We start from the raw sequence: 18881 nt of genomic DNA on the forward strand, positions 1-18881 counted from the left end.
AGAAACGGAAAGGACTTGAACGTTCATGACGACTTCAACAAACACACAGCAGCAAGCCACTTTAAGAAAACAAGTTGGCCAATTCTCTGGTGCTAATTCGAAAAAAAGTATCATTCAACTCTTTAATACATTCATTCCATTTTTGGGGCTTTGGTTTCTTGCCTATTATAGCCTGAACATCTCCTATCTTTTAACCCTCTTCTTTGCGGTGATTGCAGCTGGTTTTTTAGTACGTGTCTTTATTATTTTTCACGACTGCTGCCATCAATCCTTTTTTAAACAGAAGCCGCTGAATCACCTGTTTGGTTTTGTAACGGGCGTACTCACCCTTTTCCCTTATCTTCAATGGCAAAGAGATCATTCAATTCACCATGCCACAAGCAGTAACCTAGACAAACGAGGAACTGGCGACATTTGGCTCCTGACAGTCAAAGAATATCAAGAAGCTTCAGCTTGGACGAAATTTCGCTACAGATTTTACCGTAATCCTTTTGTGATGTTTATTTTAGGACCGATCTTTGTTTTTCTCTTAAAAAACCGTTTCAACGTCAAAAATGCTCGTAAAAAAGAGCGCTGGAACACGTATTTCACAAACGTGAGCATCATTGCGCTAGCAGCTGCAACGTGTCTTCTTTTTGGCTGGCAGGAGTTCCTGCTTGTCCAAGGTCCAATCTTCCTGATCTCAGGATCAATCGGCGTATGGCTGTTTTATGTGCAGCATACATTTGAAGATTCTTACTTTGAAGCAGATGAACATTGGAATTACGTGCAGGCAGCTGTAGAAGGCAGTTCTTTTTACAAATTGCCAAAGCTTCTTCAATGGTTAACAGGCAATATCGGCTATCACCATGTTCATCATTTAAGTCCGAGGGTACCGAATTATCACTTGGAGCATGCACATGATCATAGTGAGCCGCTTCAAAATGTGCCAACCATCACTTTAAAAACAAGTATCGAATCAATGAAATTTAGACTTTGGGATGAAGAAACGAAAGCATTTGTTACCTTTAAAGAAGCACGGCAATCTAAGAAGGTGCCCGCACCTGTTATAAAAGGAGACATTCTGAAGAAAAATGCATAATTGGCGCAAGCTCTTTCTTACAATAGAAGGAGCTTGTTGTATTTGCAGGATGCGCTCATCTGTTCAATTTGATAAAGTAGTGAAAAAGACTGAAAAAATGAAAAAGGTGAATCACGGATGAAAAAACAACTGAAAATTCAAAAACTGCATGGGATTTCCCCATATATTTGGGCGATTTTTTTCATCCTGCCCTTTTATTTTATCTTTAAGACCCCTTCGACTTTAGGCATTGTGATCGGCATTATTTTAAACGTCGTCTTTTTTGCGGTCTACCGTTTTGCCTTTGTCTCAAAAGGCTGGTCGTTATATGTATTCGGCCTTCTATTAATCGCCATTTCGACTGGTTATGTGATGCTCTATAGCTACATTTATTTTGCTTTTTGTATCGCCTATTTCAACGGGCATATCAAAAGAAAAGTCCCTTTCTATATCTTATACTATATTCATCTAGGGAGCGCTGCCGTAGCGGTGAATTTTAGCCTGATCTTAAAAAAGGGCTGGTTTCTCACGCAAATTCCGTTTGTCGTGATTACACTGATCAGCGCCATCCTCCTCCCTCTTAGCATTCGAAGCAGGAAGGAACGTGAACGGCTAGAAGAGAAATTAGAATATGCCAATGAGCGGATCGCCGATCTTGTCAAAATTGAAGAGAGACAGCGCATTGCTCGTGACCTGCATGATACACTTGGACAAAAACTCTCTCTTATCGGTTTAAAGAGTGACCTTGCCCGTAAACTCGTGTATAAAGACCCTGAACAGGCACGCGCCGAATTAAAAAGCGTCCAACAGACAGCTAGAACGTCTCTTAATGAAGTGCGGAAAATTGTTTCTTCCATGAAAGGCATTCGGATCAAAGATGAAATATTGAATATCAAGCAAATCCTTGAAGCCGCCGATATTGACATGATTTATGATGAAAAGGAAGCGCCGAAACACATCTCTCTTCTGAACGAAAACATTGTGAGCATGTGCATCAAAGAAGCCGTAACGAATGTCGTCAAACATAGCGACGCCACTGTCTGTCAAATCACCATTCATCAAAAGTCAAAGGAAGTTGTCATTACAGTTGAGGATAACGGCACATTTAAAGGCGGTGATCCACCCTCTCAAACAAAGGGACATGGCCTTTTAGGGATTAGAGAAAGATTGGAATTTGCAAATGGACGCCTGCACATTGAAACAAAAGACGGGACGAAGCTGATCATGAGTATTCCAAATGATTCAGCAGCGAAAGATAAGGAGGAAATAAAATGATTAACATCTTTATCGCAGAGGATCAGCAAATGCTGCTCGGTGCTCTTGGATCGCTTCTCGATTTAGAAGACGATATGACGGTTGTTGGAAAAGGTACAAACGGCCAGGATGCCATAGATTTTGCTAAAAAACACCCGGTCGACATTTGTTTAATGGATATTGAAATGCCAGGAAAATCTGGGCTCGATGCCGCTGAAGAACTCAAAAAGTCTGATGTGAAGATCATCATTTTAACAACCTTTGCCCGTTCTGGCTATTTTCAAAGAGCACTGAAAGCTGGCGTTAGCGGCTACATGCTGAAAGACAGCCCAAGCGAGGATTTGGCAAGTGCCATCCGCAGCGTGATGAAAGGGAAAAAGGTGTACGCCCCTGAATTAATGGAAGACTTGTATAGCGACGAAAATCCTTTAACTGAACGAGAAAAGTCGGTTCTAGAACTCGTCGCAGACGGAAAAAACACAAAAGAAATCGCCAAGGAACTCAGCATTAAAAGTGGCACTGTCCGAAACTACATATCCGTTATTTTAGATAAACTAGAAGTCAAAAACCGAATTGAAGCCATTACTCGTTCCAAAGAAAAAGGCTGGTTTAAATAAGAAAAAAGATCAGGTCAGACACTGCCTTGATCTTTTTTTCTTTTTATCAGAATTCCTCTATCCACTGCTAAAATATCATTGACAACAAACCTCACTTCTATGGTATGATATCTGAGTGATAATAATTATCATTATCACTCATACAACCAAATACACGGCTGATGTGCCGATTTCAAAGGAGTTTACATTCATGAAGAAAATATTGTTCCCTCTGATGCTCATCTTCGTACTTGCGTTGAGCGCATGTGGCAATAGCAGCAACTCTTCCTCAAATAAAGGAAAGCAATCAACGTCATCGGACACGATTACATATCAATCTGAAAATGGACCTGTGAAGCTGCCAGCAAATCCAAAACGTGTTGTTGTTCTCGCCTCTTATACAGGAAATGTCTTGTCACTTGGTGTGAACCTTGTGGGTGTTGACTCTTGGTCAAAAAAGAATCCACGTTTCAAAAAGAAATTAAAAAATGTGGAAGAAGTATCCGATGAAAATGTGGAAAAAATCATGAAGCTAAAGCCTGATGTCATCATCGGTTTAAGCGGTGCAAAAAATGTAGAAAAACTGAAAAAAATCGCCCCTACCGTTTTATTCACGTATAACAAAGTCGATTACCTTCAGCAGCATATTGAAATTGGAAAAGTCTTAAACAAAGAAAAAGAAGCAGAAGCATGGGTGAAGGATTTCAAAAAGCGCACAGCTGAAGCTGGCAAAGAAATCAAAGCAAAAATCGGTGAAGATGCAACCGTATCTGTCTTTGAAAGCGGCACAAAAGATCTTTACGTCTTTGGAGATGCATGGGGACGCGGAACAGAAATCCTCTACCAAGCAATGAAACTAAAAATGCCTGAAAAAGTAAAAGAAAAAGCATTAAAAGCTGGTTATTATGCGGTGTCACAAGAGGTCATCCCTGAATTTGCCGGAGACTATATGATCATTAGCAAAAACAGCGAGATGGACAATTCCTATCAAAACAGTGAAATCTATAAGTCCATTCCTGCTGTGAAAAAACATCGTGTGTATGAAGCAAATGCGGAAGAGTTTTACTTTAATGACCCGCTCACACTTGAATATCAACTATCATTCTTTAAAAAGCACTTTTTAGGTAAATAAACCGAAGCAAGGGACCTCTTCCCTTGCTTTTTTGCTGTCTGCTTCTAGCGGGAGTGCCTATTTTCCGCTACAATGATGTACAAGCTAATTTAAAAAGTGTGGTGCTCGTTTTGTTTAAAATTTTGCTGATTGAGGATGATACAACCCTCTTCCAAGAAATCAAAGAACGTTTAGTCAACTGGTCTTATGATGTGTATGGGATCAACAATTTTCAACAGGTCATGCAGGAGTTCACTTCCATCCAGCCTGATCTAGTCATTATTGATATTCAGCTGCCAAAGTACGATGGCTTTCATTGGTGCCGGATGATTCGGCATCATTCTAATGTGCCCATCATCTTTCTTTCATCTCGTGATCATCCTGCTGATATGGTCATGTCGATGCAGCTTGGAGCTGATGATTTTGTACAAAAGCCCTTTCACTTTGACGTTCTCATCGCCAAAGTAAGTGCTGTTCTTCGCCGAGTCCATGATTATAATGCGGAACCAGCCAACTTAAAAGTCTGGTGCGGCGCTACCCTTGATCTCGAAAATAATACAGTGACAAATGAAAACGGTGAGATTGAATTAACAAAAAATGAGTTTTTTATTCTCAAAGAATTGATTCAGCATAAAAATCATATCGTCAAAAGGGAATCTCTCATCCAAGCTTTATGGGACGATGAACGATTCGTGAGTGACAATACACTCACTGTAAACGTCAACCGCCTTAGAAAAAAACTAGACGAAATCTCCCTTGGCACCTTCATTGAAACAAAAGTGGGTCAAGGTTATCTTGCAAAAGAAAAGGATGATCAATGATGCTGCAAGCATTTCTAAAAGAACGAAGAAGCTGGATCTTGTTCTTTCTTAGTTTGCAGCTTCTCATTCTCTTTGTTGCATATTTGGATACAACGATTCCACTCGCTTCTCTTTTTTATATCGTGCTTTTGTCTACATTACTCTTCATTGTTTTTCTTTTTTTTCGTTACCGGAAAGAAACTGCTTATTACATGCAACTGAAAGCATGGGACGAAAATATAGACCATCAAATACGTCTCAAACCCTCTTCCCCCTTTGAACAAATTGTACAGGAGGCAACGTCAGAGCAAATCGACCGATACCGCCAGATGACGGCTAAGCAAAAGACTGCGCTGGAAGAAGAAAAAGATGAACTACTCTCATGGATACATGAGGTGAAAACGCCGCTCACGGCGATGCACTTAATGATTGACCGCATAACAGAACAGCCGCTCAAATCAAATATGACATATGAATGGCTTAGAATACATTTACTCCTTGATGCACAGCTGCATCAAAGCAGGATCCAACATATTGAAAATGATTTATTTATTGAAAAACTGGATCTCCAAAACATGCTAACGAAAGAAATCAAAGCGCTCCAATCGTGGTGTATGCAAAAAGGAATTGGCTTTGACCTTTTATTAGAAGAGCGAGATGTATTAAGTGATACAAAATGGTTATCCTTTATGATCAGACAAGTGCTGACAAACGCCGTCAAGTACAGCCAATCAACTGACATTATCATCGAAAGCAAACAAATGAACGAACAAGTGGTGCTCACCATCTCAGATCAAGGCAGAGGAATTGACCCAAGAGACGTGTCCCGTATTTTTGAAAAAGGCTTTACCTCCACAAGACATCACAATGACACGGCCTCCACAGGCATGGGGCTCTATTTAACAAAAAAGGGAGCTGACGCTCTTCATATCACGATCGAGGTCAACTCCACATTAGATCAAGGGACAACTTTCACCTTTATTTTTCCGAAAAAGAATGATTTTGTGCATATTGCAAGCATGTGAACATGCAGTTCAAGAAACCCAATCTCTTCATCCAACGATGCATTGAAGAGATTGGGTGATTTTATACAGCCATATCACGCTACTTCACGGCATATTTCTCCTAGCTGTTTCCTTCTATAAATACTCATTAGTAGCCCGACTGACATCATTTCTAGAAGAATATGAGATCCCCCATAGCTCATAAAAGGCATGGAAACTCCTGATATAGGCAATAATCCAAAGTTTGTGAAAATACTTAAGATAAATTTTGCTGCAAATGTGGTTGCCAAACCAATCATTAACATTTTGCCATAAGCAAATTGAACTCGTTTCGCTGTATGAACTACTCTATAAATCAAAGTCACAAACAACATAAGAACGGCCAATCCTGCAAACCATCCGAATGAATAAATGATATACGTCAACATCCAATCAGTGTGAACATCATACAATGCGTACGGATTTATTTGAAAACCATTTGAGCTAAATTCATGAAGTGAGTATTGGTAAAAGTGGGCCATATCAGCTTGATACAGAGAAAATAATTGAACAATGAGATAGACAATACCTGCTGCTGTAAACGGAATAAGCTGTCTCATTCTTGCATGAGATACATACATCATCGTTATGCATATGACCATAAAGGTGATGGTTGCAGAAAGAGATCCGACTATATGTAATAAAATAATGGGTAAAGTGACAATCGCTAACCCTAGCCAGGACTTGAAACCATTCTTCCAATTCCAAGATTGATAAATGCCAGCTAACGAAATAATCATCAGAAATGGAAAAATTTCAGTCAGATTGATCGATCCATTATTTAAGCTTAAAAAGAGAATACCGTTCACTCTTGTCCCAATCATCATTGTAAGAATCAGCATTCCAATCGTTCCTATGTATAAATGCCATGAATAGGGTAAAAAGCGCCGATAATCAAAAGCAAACAGTCCAAGCATCAACGCAAGACCAAATACATAGTAAATGAGACTTTTATAAAAGATATTCGTGTCTTGAAAATGAAGTAAATGAGAATGAAACTGAAAATAATACATTACAAACAGCCCAAATAAACAAGTAGCTAATACAAGAAGTATCGTTTTAAAGTCAACTTGAGTTTTGTGTGTTTCATGAAGCTGCATTCCGAGTATGGCTGCATCTCCAATTTGATCGAGCGCTTGATCTACCGCCTCTTCTTCTGACATGCCCGCACTGACCGCTTCCTCTTTCAGCGTGTATAAATGATCACGAAGCTCAAGCTTTATACTTGCATGTACGTCTTTATTTTTGATTCGTTTACACACATTTTTGATATATTGTTCAAACTTTTTCTCTAGTCCCATACGACTTTCTCCCCGTTCAAAACGCCATCTACTGCATCTTTAAACACAGTCCATTCTTCTTTCTTTTCCTTCATAAACGCTTTGCCCTGTTCATTAATCCGATAATACTTCCTTTTTCGATTGCCATTCCCTTCACCCCAGTAAGACACAATGAATCCTTTCCCCTCCAAAGTGTGCAAAATAGGATATATCGTCCCCTCTTTAAAGCTAAAAATCCCTTCGGATTTCGACTCCAATTCCTTAATCATTTCATATCCATACATCGGCTTTTCATTTAACAAGCTTAAAATAAGGGTAGCTGTACTCCCCTTTAGAAGCTCTTTACTCACTTTCATCCATCGTCACCTCTAATACATAGATTTACTATGCATATATTTGATATGCATATCTTACATGAAATCAAATACTCTGTAAAGGTTCATCAGAAAAAAACAAGAAATTTGATACATCATAGCGAAAAACAGATAAAATAATTGAATAACAATCTGAATTCTACATAAGGCTTTGACATATCAAACAAGCATGTGACAACAATGTCACATGCTCGTCTGTTTTGTTCGCCAAATCGCAGGAAGTCTGATCGGCTTCTTTTTATACTAGAGATATCAATTAAATAAAAAAGGGGTTCGACAGATGAACATTTTAGAAGCTCGCAAGTTATATAAAAGCTATGGAAATAAATTCAATAAACAAGAGGTGCTGAAAGGCATTGATTTGACGATAGAAGCTGGAGAATTTGTCAGCATCATGGGGCCATCAGGCTCGGGGAAAACGACCCTTTTGAACGTATTGTCATCGATTGATCATGTGTCCAGCGGATCGATTCGGATCGCAGATGCAGATATGACGCAAATGAAAGATCAGCAGCTCGCTGAATTTAGAAAGAAACAGCTTGGCTTTGTTTTTCAGGATTACAACTTACTTGATACACTCACGGTTAAAGAGAACATCCTCTTGCCATTATCCATCTCCAAAACGCCTAAAAAAGAAGCTTTTGAACGCTTTCAACAGCTTGCAGAGGATATGGGGATTTATGAACTAAGAGACAAATATCCAAATGAACTGTCTGGTGGACAAAAGCAACGGACATCTGCAGTACGTGCCTTTATTCATGAACCAAGCCTCATTTTTGCTGATGAACCAACTGGAGCACTTGATTCCAAATCTGCTTCTGACTTACTGAACAAGCTGCAAGAATTCAATCACAAGCGCAAAGCAACCATTGTCATGGTGACGCATGACCCTGTTGCAGCCAGTTATTCAAGACGAGTGATTTTTATCAAAGATGGACAGATCTATACACAATTGAATAAAGGCGCTCTAGAGAGAAAGATGTTTTTCGAGGATATTATGAAAACGCAAGGTGTTTTAGGCGGTGTGAAGCATGAACATTAATCAGCTCGTCTTCCGCAATCTGAAGAAAAACTTAAAAAATTACTATTTATACGTGTTTGCACTTGTATTTAGTGTGGCGCTCTACTTTTCTTTTGTCACCTTGCAGTACTCACCAGCACTTGATGATGTAAAGGGGTCCATTAAGGGCGGTGCGTCGATTAAAGCCGCTTCAGTACTACTCATTGCCATTGTTGGAATCTTCCTGTTATATGCGAACAGCATTTTTATTAAACGAAGAGGGAGAGAAATAGGTCTCCTGCAGCTCATTGGCATGACGAAACAAAAAATTTCCAAACTACTCAATGCAGAAAACTTTATCCTATATGTGGTCTCCATGGCTATTGGTATCATAGCTGGATTTATCGGTTCAAAACTCATGCTGATGGTGCTATTTAAAGTAACCGGCGTGAACGCCATCGCCAACCTGCATTTTTCAGGCATGGCCCTTTTGCAGACACTGATCGTCTTTTTCGTCATCTATGGATTAATTATGTTAAGAAATCGATGGTTTATTAATAGACAGACGATTTTATCTTTATTTAGAACCACGTCTTCTACAGAACAGCGTGTGAAAAAAATCTCTGTGTTTGAAATCATCATTGGGGTTCTAGGCATTGCATTCATCAGCTCAGGCTATTATATTTCTTCTAAGCTTTTTACCGGCACATATACGTCCATGCTTGCGTTACTTTTAGCGATGATTTATATTCTAGCCTCTGTCATTATCGGTACCTTTCTTTTCTATAAAGGCTCTGTTTCGTTCATTGCCAATATCGTACGCAAACGAAAAAATGGCTATCTCGCCATTCATGAAGTCCTGTCTCTGTCATCTATTATGTTCCGGTTAAAATCAAACGCACTGCTTTTAACGATTATTACAACGGTATCTGCGCTTGCCATCGGGTTGTTATCTTTAAGCTACATTTCCTATTACTCAGCAGAAAAAACCGCTGAACAACAGATCCCTTCACATTTCGTCATGGGATCTGAGAAAGAAGCCAACACCTTTACTCGTGCACTTTCTGACAAACATATTGCTTATGATCTAAAGCAGGTCAAAGTGATTCGAGCAAAATTTGATGCAAAAAAACTCATGGATATGGATGCAGAGTTAAAAAATATGAATAATGAACCCGGCATACTGACACTGCCTGTGATTAGTGAGAAAAACGCACCAAATATTCATGTGGGGAACAACGAAGTGATTTTAAGCGGCTACAGTGATCTATTAAAGAAATTCATGCCGATTAAAAGCTCAGGCGATGTGAAGCTTCTCATCAAGAAACCGCTCGATTTGAAAGTCTTGGATTTGAAAAAAGATTATCTCATTTCCTATAACTTCACTTTTGGCGGTCTGCCTGTTGCCGTCGTGAGTCAAGATGTTTTTGAGCAGCTAGACCAACAGAAGGATCCTAAGCTACAGCTAGACCAACAGAAATATCTGCAATTTGAGAATAGTCTATATATCGCAGTCAATATAAAAGATAAAAAAAATCTTGAAAAAGCAAATAACGTGTTTAACTCTTTAAAACTAGGTGAAAACAGCATGTCTCAATTGGCTTCAGCTCAGCAGCAAAAGCAAACAATAGGACTGATGATGTTTATAGTCGGATTTTTAGGTCTCAGCTTCCTTGTCACATCAGGCTGTATTTTATACTTTAAGCAGATGAATGAAAGTGAAGAAGAACAAAGCTCTTACACGATCTTGCGTAAGCTTGGTTTTACTGAGAAAGATCTATTAAAAGGTATTCGGCTCAAACAGCTATTTAACTTTGGAATTCCGCTCGTTGTCGGGTTGCTTCACAGCTACTTTGCAGTACAGTCAGGCTGGTTTTTCTTCGGCGGTGAACTGTGGACACCAATGCTCATCGTCATGTCGATTTATACGGTGCTATATTCTATCTTCGGATTCCTATCTGTCCAGTATTACAAAAAAGTCATTAAAGAATCCTTGTAATCTCATCCCCATAGGCAGCTGCCTATGGGGATTGTTTGTTTATGATGGCGTTGATTCAAACTTGTGCGATAAAATATGATCTCTTGCCGCATAAGCTTTTTGTTTGATCTCTTCTAAGTTCACTCCAACTAGCTTCCCATTTTGTTTCACTGCTTTTCCAGCCACATAGACAGAATCAACATTTGAAGGGTGTGCCGTTTGCACAACTGCCCCAGCTGGATCTGTCATCGGAAGAAGATTCATGCTTGTCCGATCGATCAAGATAAAATCAGCTTCTTTTCTAGGTGTGAGCGAGCCGATTTTGTCATCAAGCTTCAAGGCACGAGCCCCGTTTATTGTGGCTGCTTCAAGCATTTGCTGTGCAGACAATCCAAGTTCAGGCCCTGGCATCGTCCCTTCCATCAATAAAGATTGATTTTGAATCGCCCGCTCCGCCTGTAGTCCGAATTTCATTTGGGTAAATAAATCTCCGCCTGTCGCTGTCACCACATCTACACCAAGCGTTGGCAGAACGCCATTTTCAATGGCGAGCCCTGTGACAGGATATCCGTGTCCCATCATCATTTCAATCTCAGGTGTAATCGAGATGGAGCTTCCGCTGTCAGCTAACATCTTCATTTGATCTGCATCAATTGCATTGATATGCACCATATTCAAATCAGGCCCGAGCAGCCCTGCTTGATGAAGCCGCTCAATCGATCGATCCGCTGCTCCCCAATTTCCAAAGCCAATGTGCATACTGCATAATGCATCTAGTGATCTCGCTGTTTCAATTTCAAAAACGGTCGTCTCCCATGAAGAAAATTCAGGTCCACGAATGGCAAGTCCCATCGTCAACAGCTGATCCGATGATTGAAAATGTTTTTGTTTCACGCGGGCTGCGTCTTCCATATTCGTGAGCGTACTCTCTCTGTCCCAATACGCTGCATCTCCAGAGGTACCAAAACCAAAGACCGCTCGAATACCCGCATCTTTTAAACCTCCAATGAGTTCTTCTGTATGATCCATAGAATTGATCATCGTCCAGTCGAAAAACGTGGTCACTCCTGCATCTAATGCCTCTAATGCGCCTAAATAATTAGCAATTCGATCATCTGATGGACGTCTCATCGCCCCATAGTTGCCATAATAAATTTTGCTCAAATACGTTTGCAAAGACCAATCTGTTCCGATCCCCCGTATGACAGACTGCCACACATGACGATGGGTATCCACAAGCCCTGGCATGATGACCATGTCAGACGCATCCACAACATCAGCACCGCTTGCTTCAATCGAAGGTCCGACTTCTACAATATGTGCCCCTTCAATTAATAGATCTCCCTTCTCCAGAAAACCTAAAGATGGATCAAGTGTGATAAGAGCCGCATCTTTAAACAATGTTTTCTTCATCCATATCCCCCTTTTCAGATAAAGAGAATGAGTCACTCACCCTCTCTGTCATTTTAAGACATAACAGGTTCAAATTAGAAGAAAAGTGACTCAAGGAATGTGGTTTTATGAGCTGATATTCCGAAAATAGTTGTATATCCGTTTTAATTTCACGTCATGCTTCCCTTTTGGACTTTCCATCATGCCAAATTCAAAGAACTTCACCGGTTTAATCCCGACATATTGTAAAAGAGCTCGTTTCATTAACACCTTGTGGGCATTCTGCAAAAAGAAGAAAGGGTAGTGGGTCGGTCCTTGCATTGTCGATACACATACAGCCCTCTTTCCTTTTAACAAGCCTTCTGGAAGCAGACCGCCAGTTTGACGGTAAGCAAAATTCGCTGCAAACATGCGATCAATAAAACCAAGCAACATAGCTGGCGGCCTACCCCACCAAATCGGATAAACAAACACGATGTTGTCTGCCCATTTGATTTTCTCTTGATATTCTTGAATCTCAGGGTCCTTATGCATATCACGTCTTTTTTTCTCTTCATTAAAAATAAGTACAGGATCAAATTTGTCTTGGTATAAATCTATGATTCTCACTTCTTGAACGTTTGGATTTTCTTCACTGCCCTTTAGGATTTCTTTAAAAAAAGCACCATTTAAACTATTGTGATGAGGGTGAGTATAAATAATGAGTACATTCATGGCTTATCTCCTTTAGTTATCATTTGATAACAAAAAGCATACACCTATCTTTTTTAGTTGTCAAATGATAATTGTTTTTTGATAATAAATTTGGTATGGTACGTAGGAGGTGAAACAGGATGAAAAACCCACATTTTTTCAAAGAGTTTGTCACATTTGCTTCTACTTTTTCTGAGCTGAAACATGCTATGATGAGCAAGGTCAAACCATCTGATCTAACCACTCTACAATATTTGATTCTGGAGCAGTTAGCCGTCAGTGAGCAGCTAACACCTAGCGAAATCGCCGATTGTCAGCACATGTCTCTTCCGAATGTCAGCAGAGAATTGAAAAAGCTTCACGAAAAACAATTCATTGATAGACAAGAAGATAAAGATGACAAGCGAAAACATGTCATTATGCTGTCTAAAAAAGGCCGTGCGTGTATGGACAAAGCATTTCAACAAATTGAATCCATGCTCATGGACAGCCTTTCTTCCTCTGACCAAAATCAAATGGATGATATCGTACAAGCTCTCCGTCTATTAAATCAAACCATCTTCAAAAAATGATCGAATGAAAAAAGCATGAGCGTATCGCTCATGCAGATCATTTTAGAAAACGTTAGTGAAGAGATGCTAAAAGATACGTGATGAAACCTACTATTGGAATAATCGGGATCATCAGCTTCAATGTTTTATTCGTATTCTTATATAAATTCCACAGCAAAACTGGTACACCAAACGTCAATGTATCAAAGACAGCAAGCACTGCCCCTTTACGCTGTTCTTTATGAGCCATTTGAAAACCTCCACATCCAATAAAATACATTTATTATAGTGTAGCATAGATCCTATTTTGATCATTTTCTCCAGGTAATTGAATCATCAGCATGTCTGATAAAAATGAACGGGGTGTAACTGATGCTTGCCCCGAGACAGTAGACAACAAAAAAGCGCCAGATGTTTTCCATCCAACGCTTTTTCCCATGACATGTTCAGCTCTCATTTTCATGCATCACGTCTCTTTTGCTCTATGTATCCTTTATCCAATAAGCTGATAGGCGATATATAATGCAACCAGCCAGATCATGACCGCAGAGGCTTTATTGATCCGGTTCATCCACTTGCCGTTTGTATCTAGCTTTCCTAACATTTTCCCGAGAAGGGCAAGACCCATAAACCATAACCACGAGACAATGATACAGGCTGCGGTAAATGCCAATTTTTCCGCCCCATGATATTGAAGAGAGTTCGTTCCTATCACTCCTATTGTATCGAGAATCGCGTGAGGATTTAAAAGTGAAACGGAACAGGCAAATATGATTTGTTTTCTCACGGGCATCAGGTCCATCTTTTCTTGATTACCTGATGCAGAGCTCGTGTTCCAAACTGACCACCCCATATAAAGTAAAAAGAAAAATCCAATGATAAAAAGACCCATTTGCAAGATAGGAATGGTGAGTACAACAACCGAAACCCCAATGACAGCTAAAGTAATTAAAAGTGTGTCGCAGAGAGCAGCTGTAATGACCACAGGCAGTACGCGATATAATCGAGGCTGAAGGGCTCCTTGCTGAAATACAAATACATTTTGTGCGCCCAAAGGTAAAATAAGACCAAAAGCAAGCACAATCCCATGAATTATCGCAATCGACATTTTCAGAACATTCTCCTTTTCAAGTCATCCTTACACATTTTAACATAAAACATCATGAACGAATTTTACATATTTGATTTGTCCAATAAAAAAAGCGCTGGATGATTTTCCATCCAGACGCTTATTGTTTCTACTGTTATGATGATTTTCGTGCAAGCTCTCTTTCTCTCAGCTCGACACGTCGAATTTTCGCTGACGGAGTTTTTGGTAGCTCGTCAATGAATTCGATTTCTCTTGGATATTTGTACGGTGCTGTTGTATTTTTCACGTGTGTTTGCAGTTCTTTAATCAGCTCATCGCTTTGTGTAGATGCATCACGCAGGACGACGTATGCTTTCACGATTGATCCTCTGATTTCATCTGGACTTGCCACGACCGCACATTCTTTCACTGCTGGGTGTTTAATCAGTGCATCTTCAACTTCAAATGGACCAATTGTATAACCTGAGCTGACAATGATGTCATCCCTGCGGCTTTCAAACCAAAAATACCCGTCTTCATCTTTTTTCGCACGGTCACCGGTGATAAAGTAATCCCCGCGGCGCTGCGCCTTTGTACGCTCTGCATCTTTATAGTATTCCTTGAATAAAGCCGGCGTTTCAAGATGAACGGCAATGTCACCTATTTCTCCTGGAGCACAGATCTGGCCATTCTCATCAATGATCTCTACTTCATTGCCAGGTGTTGGTTTGCCCATGCTACCTGGCTTGATGTCCATTCCTTTCAGCACCCCGACTAGCAGCGTGCTTTCTGTTTGCCCGTAACCATCTCGCACTTCGATATCGAAATGTTTTTTGAACGTATCGATAACTTCACGGTTAAGCGGCTCTCCCGCAGAAACAGCACTATGCAATTTCGGCAGCTCGTACTGACTGAGGTCATCTACTTTTGCCATAAACCGATATTCCGTTGGTGTACAACATAAAACATTGATTTCATTTTTTTGAAGCAGCTCTAAGTACGTATCCGGATTAAACTTTCCTCCATAAACAAAACCTTCTGCTCCACTTCCTAAAACAGATAAGAGAGGACTCCACACCCATTTTTGCCAGCCTGGTCCTGCTGTTGCCCATACTTTATCCCCTTCATTAATGGAGAGCCATGCTTTGGCCGCAGTACGTAAATGTGCATACGCCCAGCCGTGTGTATGAACAACCCCTTTTGGGTTACCTGTTGTGCCTGATGTATAAGATAGAAACGCCATGTCCGTACGTGTTGTGTCTGCCAATTTCAACTCGCTTGACTGCTCTTCCTTTTGCGCAACAATGTTTGTCCAGCCATGATCATTCTCACCAATCGAGAATGTTTTGAAATCTTTTGGCTGGTTGGTTCCTTCAAACGATTGAATGAATGATGCGTAAACAATCGCTCCTTTTGCTTCTGCATGCTCAATTCGGTAATCTATATCTTTAGCGCGAAGCATTTCTGAACAAGGAATTACAACCATTCCTGTTTTTAAAATGGCTAAATAAATGCTGTATGCCTCTAGCATACGAGGCACCATCACAATGATTTTATCGCCTTTTTTAAAGCCTGCATTTAATAGAACATGACCAATTTTATTCGCCTCTTCTACTAATGCTGCATATGTCACATGCGCTTCATGGCCATTCCCGTCCTGCCAGTGCAGGGCGATTTTCTCCTGGTCATGACTGAACGCTTCAATCTCACTGACTAAGTTATATTGTTCTGGTGCAATTAAGTCTTCTCTTTTCATGGTACAGCTCCTTTTAGCCTCTTTCTATGAAACGAATCATGTTTCAATTTACCTATTCTAACACTCATAACTGAAAAATGCTTGAATTAGGACCTACTCCTAGTATTATGCCATAATTTTTTCATTTCGTCTTCTTTTTTAAAAATATTCTAACAATTTATGTACAAAAAAAGAGCGGGAATAAACCCGCTCATAAGCCATAGCTTTTTAATTGTGTGTCTTAGAAAGATCCGCCACCCATATGTTGTTGAGCGTAAGATACAAGACGCTTAGTGATTTCTCCACCAACTGATCCGTTAGCGCGAGCTGTTGTTTCTGGTCCAAGGTTTACGCCAAATTCTGAAGCGATTTCGTACTTCATTTGGTCGATCGCTTGTGCAGCGCCTGGAACGACTAATTGATTAGAACTGCTTTGTCTGTTTTGTTGAGCCATGTGTTCTCACCTCCTTGTGAATATAGAATGTGTAGAAACACATGACTTCATGCGATTGATTTTATGGTAATTATTATGAAATTTTTTATTTAGAATAAATCAGCGAATTTGTCAGCTGCTTTCTTTTCATTTGTGACGACGATTGTTTCGATCTGCTCCACTGCCTCGTCAAGCATTGGCTCGAATTCAGCAAAGCTTTCGTAGCGTTCTACCTTTTCAAGCTTTGGTTTTGTTTTTGGAGATGGCGGCGTAAAGATCGTGCAGCAATCCTCAAATGGCTGAATGCTTGTCTCATATGTACCAATTCGTCTTGCTTCTTCGATAATGTCATTCTTATCCACGGCAATCAGCGGGCGAATGATTGGTGTGTTTGTGACATGATTAATGGCATACATGCTTTCAAGTGTCTGACTTGCCACTTGACCAAGGCTTTCACCTGTAATAATGGCAAGCGCATCACGCTTGGCTCTTATTTTATCTGCAATTTTGAGCATCATTCTTCTCGTTGAAGTCATCGTATAGTTTTCTGGTACTTGTTTGTGAATGAGCTCTTGGATTTTCGTAAAAGGAACGATGTGAAGCTTGACTTCGCCTCCATAAGCAGCTAAGCATTCCGCTAGATCAATGACCTTTTGCTTGGCACGTTCACTTGTATAAGGTGGGCTAAAGAAATGAACAGCTTCAATTTGAATGCCTCGTTTCATTGCCTGATAGCCGGCCACTGGGCTGTCAAAGCCGCCAGAGAGCATCAGCATCGCTCTTCCGCTTGAACCAACTGGTAGTCCGCCTGCACCTTTTACATCTTTAAATGTAATGTACGACGCGTGTTCTCTTATTTCAATTCGCAAGTGAACATCTGGCTGTTTCACATTAACGGTTAAGTTGTCTGTATTCCTTAGAACATGTCCACCAATTTCTCGGTTCATTTCATTTGAATCAAGCTCAAATTGTTTATAAGAGCGTTTCGTTGAGACCTTAAATGTATTTCCTTGTTCATACACTTCCTGAACCGCTGAGAGTGCCGCTTCTTTGATGGCATCAAGATTTGTCTCACATTTTACAGCCAGGCTAAAGCTTTGAATGCCAAATACACCTTTAAGCTGTTCTGAAATCGGTTCAGGGTCTTCTCCGTTTAGCATGATCGTAATGCGGTCTCTATCAGATGCATACTTTAATGCTTCAAATTCTTTCAATACAAACCGGATATGCTGTCTTAGTTTTTCGATAAATTTCTTTCTATTTTTCCCTTTTGTTGAAATCTCACCAAAACGGACTAAAATATGGTCATACTTCATGTTGTTATCTCATTCCTTTTAATTTTTTCACACTTTGTGCGATCGATGTGATGATTTGTGGCGCTAGCTCTGGTCCTTGCCCATATGTCAAACTGATTCTCATGCTGCTTTTGGCTGCTTCTTCTGATTTTCCCATCGCCAGCAGGACACGGCTTGGTTCCTTTTTCTTAGCAGAACAAGCAGACGTTGTCGAAACGTAAATGCCTTCTTTTTCGAGCATATGCAGAAGGACTTCAATTTGAATACCTGGCACTGAAAAATTCACAATGTGCGGTGCGCTATGCGTCAGCGGTGTGTTTATGACGACGCCTTCTATCTTTGCAAGCTGCTGCTCTAGCTCTGTTTTTAAAGCGATCATCTCATCATGATGCTTGTTTAAATGTTCAAATGATTGCTTTATGGCTTTTGCTAAGCTGACAGCTCCAGCAGGGTTCTCAGTCCCTGAGCGAAGGCCAAGTTCCTGCTCTCCTCCTGTGATAAAAGGCGCAAGCACGATCTCTTTCTTTAAAAAGAGGGCACCTGTTCCCTTCAAGCCGTGAATCTTGTGGCCTGACATCGTTAAAAGATCAATATCCATCTCTTTAGGCAGCGGAACCTTGCCAATTCCTTGTACGCCGTCGACATGAAAAATCGCCTCTTTGGCATACTTCCGAATGATGCTGGCCGCTTCCTCTATCGGCTGAATCGCGCCTGTTTCATTGTTTACATGCATGAGACTGACAAGCACTGTATCAGGGCGAAGCACTTCTTTTAAATGCGTCATATCTGCACGGCCATGCTCATTTACTTGAATATAGGAAATATCAAAGCCAAATAATGTTTTCAGCTGTTCAAACGATTCGATGACAGATGGATGCTCAATCGCTGTTGTGACAATATGTCTGCCTCGGTTCATCTTGGCAAGAGCAGCCCCTTTGATGGCAATGTTATTTGCTTCTGTTGCACCTGAAGTAAAAATAATCTCATATTGTGTAAAGCCTGTATAGTGAAGGATTTGTTTTCGCGTTTCACTTAATAGACGGCTCGCATCAATTCCAAGTTGATGCAGCGAAGACGGATTCCCAAAAAAACGCTCACTCACTTGCTGATGCACTTGTAAAACCACTGGATAAGGCTTTGTTGTGGCACTATTATCAAGATAAATCATATCTTAAACTCCTTACAAAAAAACTTAAAAAATAAATGCATTTATATGT

19 protein-coding genes are annotated in these 18881 nt (G+C 40.3%); 9 read left to right on the forward strand and 10 right to left on the reverse strand.

Going from position 1 to position 18881, the window contains the following annotated elements:
* The first annotated feature begins 25 nt into the window (after positions 1-25).
* From desA to ID12_RS17845, 6 genes are all read left to right on the forward strand, one after another.
* The gene (gene desA, locus ID12_RS17820) at positions 26-1081 is read left to right on the forward strand and encodes a Delta(5) desaturase DesA (protein ID WP_050827552.1); all 1056 of its coding nucleotides are present in this window, start codon (positions 26-28) and stop codon (positions 1079-1081) included.
* 117 nt (positions 1082-1198) lie between these two features.
* Positions 1199-2335 (forward strand): sensor histidine kinase, encoded by a 1137-nt coding sequence (locus tag ID12_RS17825; RefSeq protein WP_041092554.1) that lies wholly within the window; start codon positions 1199-1201, stop codon positions 2333-2335.
* A complete protein-coding gene (locus tag ID12_RS17830; protein ID WP_035391139.1) occupies positions 2332-2931 on the forward strand; it encodes a response regulator transcription factor in 600 nt (199 codons plus the stop codon). Before ID12_RS17825 ends, ID12_RS17830 begins: the two co-directional genes overlap by 4 nt.
* A gap of 190 nt (positions 2932-3121) precedes the next feature.
* Positions 3122-4042, forward strand: a complete 921-nt coding sequence (locus tag ID12_RS17835; RefSeq protein WP_019743718.1) for an iron-hydroxamate ABC transporter substrate-binding protein — start codon at positions 3122-3124, stop codon at positions 4040-4042.
* Positions 4043-4152: 110 nt separating this feature from the next.
* Entirely contained in the window at positions 4153-4842 is a 690-nt protein-coding gene (locus ID12_RS17840; RefSeq protein ID WP_017358287.1) for a response regulator transcription factor, read from the forward strand.
* A complete protein-coding gene (locus ID12_RS17845) occupies positions 4842-5846 on the forward strand; it encodes a sensor histidine kinase (protein WP_050827554.1) in 1005 nt (334 codons plus the stop codon). Before ID12_RS17840 ends, ID12_RS17845 begins: the two co-directional genes overlap by 1 nt.
* A gap of 74 nt (positions 5847-5920) precedes the next feature.
* On the opposite strand, the gene ID12_RS17850 is transcribed toward ID12_RS17845, so the two are convergent.
* A complete protein-coding gene (locus tag ID12_RS17850) occupies positions 5921-7165 on the reverse strand; it encodes an FtsW/RodA/SpoVE family cell cycle protein (RefSeq protein ID WP_050827556.1) in 1245 nt (414 codons plus the stop codon).
* The gene (locus ID12_RS17855; RefSeq protein ID WP_035391131.1) at positions 7156-7500 is read right to left on the reverse strand and encodes a PadR family transcriptional regulator; all 345 of its coding nucleotides are present in this window, start codon (positions 7498-7500) and stop codon (positions 7156-7158) included. The genes ID12_RS17850 and ID12_RS17855 overlap by 10 nt, the downstream gene beginning before the upstream one ends.
* 298 nt (positions 7501-7798) lie before the next feature.
* Here ID12_RS17855 and ID12_RS17860 point away from each other — a divergent pair, with 298 nt between their 5' ends.
* Entirely contained in the window at positions 7799-8560 is a 762-nt protein-coding gene (locus tag ID12_RS17860; RefSeq protein ID WP_017358290.1) for an ABC transporter ATP-binding protein, read from the forward strand.
* Positions 8550-10517: an ABC transporter permease gene (locus ID12_RS17865; RefSeq protein WP_046344210.1), complete on the forward strand. Its 1968-nt coding sequence runs from the start codon at positions 8550-8552 to the stop codon at positions 10515-10517. Before ID12_RS17860 ends, ID12_RS17865 begins: the two co-directional genes overlap by 11 nt.
* Before the next feature lie 39 nt (positions 10518-10556).
* On the opposite strand, the gene ID12_RS17870 is transcribed toward ID12_RS17865, so the two are convergent.
* On the reverse strand, positions 10557-11909 hold the full coding sequence (locus ID12_RS17870) for an amidohydrolase family protein (RefSeq protein ID WP_039964107.1): 1353 nt from the start codon (positions 11907-11909) through the stop codon (positions 10557-10559).
* Between the two features lie 105 nt (positions 11910-12014).
* Complete coding sequence (locus ID12_RS17875; RefSeq protein WP_017358293.1) at positions 12015-12602, reverse strand: NAD(P)H-dependent oxidoreductase; 588 nt, start codon at positions 12600-12602, stop codon at positions 12015-12017.
* A 119-nt stretch (positions 12603-12721) separates the two neighbouring features.
* Here ID12_RS17875 and ID12_RS17880 point away from each other — a divergent pair, with 119 nt between their 5' ends.
* Positions 12722-13153, forward strand: a complete 432-nt coding sequence (locus ID12_RS17880; RefSeq protein WP_046526494.1) for a MarR family winged helix-turn-helix transcriptional regulator — start codon at positions 12722-12724, stop codon at positions 13151-13153.
* Positions 13154-13205: 52 nt separating this feature from the next.
* Here the strand turns inward: ID12_RS17880 and ID12_RS19420 are convergent, their stop codons facing one another.
* The 6 genes from ID12_RS19420 to ID12_RS17910 form a co-directional block, all read right to left on the reverse strand.
* A complete protein-coding gene (locus ID12_RS19420) occupies positions 13206-13382 on the reverse strand; it encodes a hypothetical protein (RefSeq protein WP_008343101.1) in 177 nt (58 codons plus the stop codon).
* Between the two features lie 243 nt (positions 13383-13625).
* Positions 13626-14240 carry a LysE/ArgO family amino acid transporter gene (locus ID12_RS17890; protein WP_046526495.1) on the reverse strand — a complete coding sequence of 205 codons (615 nt, stop codon included), beginning with the start codon at positions 14238-14240 and terminating at the stop codon, positions 13626-13628.
* A 136-nt stretch (positions 14241-14376) separates the two neighbouring features.
* Entirely contained in the window at positions 14377-15957 is a 1581-nt protein-coding gene (gene mbcS / locus ID12_RS17895; RefSeq protein ID WP_008343095.1) for an acyl-CoA synthetase MbcS, read from the reverse strand.
* A 220-nt stretch (positions 15958-16177) separates the two neighbouring features.
* Positions 16178-16390 (reverse strand): alpha/beta-type small acid-soluble spore protein, encoded by a 213-nt coding sequence (locus ID12_RS17900; protein WP_003216385.1) that lies wholly within the window; start codon positions 16388-16390, stop codon positions 16178-16180.
* Positions 16391-16479: 89 nt separating this feature from the next.
* On the reverse strand, positions 16480-17685 hold the full coding sequence (gene thiI, locus ID12_RS17905; protein ID WP_050827558.1) for a tRNA uracil 4-sulfurtransferase ThiI: 1206 nt from the start codon (positions 17683-17685) through the stop codon (positions 16480-16482).
* Positions 17686-17689: 4 nt separating this feature from the next.
* On the reverse strand, positions 17690-18832 hold the full coding sequence (locus ID12_RS17910; RefSeq protein ID WP_035391119.1) for a cysteine desulfurase family protein: 1143 nt from the start codon (positions 18830-18832) through the stop codon (positions 17690-17692).
* Positions 18833-18881: the final 49 nt, after the last annotated feature.

Origin of the sequence: Bacillus altitudinis (assembly GCF_001191605.1) — a bacterium.
GTDB lineage: Bacteria > Bacillota > Bacilli > Bacillales > Bacillaceae > Bacillus > Bacillus altitudinis.

Bases quoted from the DNA above. Each gene is read 5' to 3' on its own strand.
- desA (WP_050827552.1), top strand. From the start codon at position 26: ATGACGACTTCAACAAACACACAGCAGCAAGCCACTTTAAGAAAACAA.
- ID12_RS17825 (WP_041092554.1), top strand. From the start codon at position 1,199: ATGAAAAAACAACTGAAAATTCAAAAACTGCATGGGATTTCCCCATAT.
- ID12_RS17830 (WP_035391139.1), top strand. From the start codon at position 2,332: ATGATTAACATCTTTATCGCAGAGGATCAGCAAATGCTGCTCGGTGCT.
- ID12_RS17835 (WP_019743718.1), top strand. From the start codon at position 3,122: ATGAAGAAAATATTGTTCCCTCTGATGCTCATCTTCGTACTTGCGTTG.
- ID12_RS17845 (WP_050827554.1), top strand. From the start codon at position 4,842: ATGCTGCAAGCATTTCTAAAAGAACGAAGAAGCTGGATCTTGTTCTTT.
- ID12_RS17850 (WP_050827556.1), bottom strand. From the start codon at position 7,165: ATGGGACTAGAGAAAAAGTTTGAACAATATATCAAAAATGTGTGTAAA.
- ID12_RS17855 (WP_035391131.1), bottom strand. From the start codon at position 7,500: ATGAAAGTGAGTAAAGAGCTTCTAAAGGGGAGTACAGCTACCCTTATT.
- ID12_RS17860 (WP_017358290.1), top strand. From the start codon at position 7,799: ATGAACATTTTAGAAGCTCGCAAGTTATATAAAAGCTATGGAAATAAA.
- ID12_RS17865 (WP_046344210.1), top strand. From the start codon at position 8,550: ATGAACATTAATCAGCTCGTCTTCCGCAATCTGAAGAAAAACTTAAAA.
- ID12_RS17870 (WP_039964107.1), bottom strand. From the start codon at position 11,909: ATGAAGAAAACATTGTTTAAAGATGCGGCTCTTATCACACTTGATCCA.
- ID12_RS17875 (WP_017358293.1), bottom strand. From the start codon at position 12,602: ATGAATGTACTCATTATTTATACTCACCCTCATCACAATAGTTTAAAT.
- ID12_RS17880 (WP_046526494.1), top strand. From the start codon at position 12,722: ATGAAAAACCCACATTTTTTCAAAGAGTTTGTCACATTTGCTTCTACT.
- ID12_RS19420 (WP_008343101.1), bottom strand. From the start codon at position 13,382: ATGGCTCATAAAGAACAGCGTAAAGGGGCAGTGCTTGCTGTCTTTGAT.
- ID12_RS17890 (WP_046526495.1), bottom strand. From the start codon at position 14,240: ATGTCGATTGCGATAATTCATGGGATTGTGCTTGCTTTTGGTCTTATT.
- mbcS (WP_008343095.1), bottom strand. From the start codon at position 15,957: ATGAAAAGAGAAGACTTAATTGCACCAGAACAATATAACTTAGTCAGT.
- ID12_RS17900 (WP_003216385.1), bottom strand. From the start codon at position 16,390: ATGGCTCAACAAAACAGACAAAGCAGTTCTAATCAATTAGTCGTTCCA.
- thiI (WP_050827558.1), bottom strand. From the start codon at position 17,685: ATGAAGTATGACCATATTTTAGTCCGTTTTGGTGAGATTTCAACAAAA.
- ID12_RS17910 (WP_035391119.1), bottom strand. From the start codon at position 18,832: ATGATTTATCTTGATAATAGTGCCACAACAAAGCCTTATCCAGTGGTT.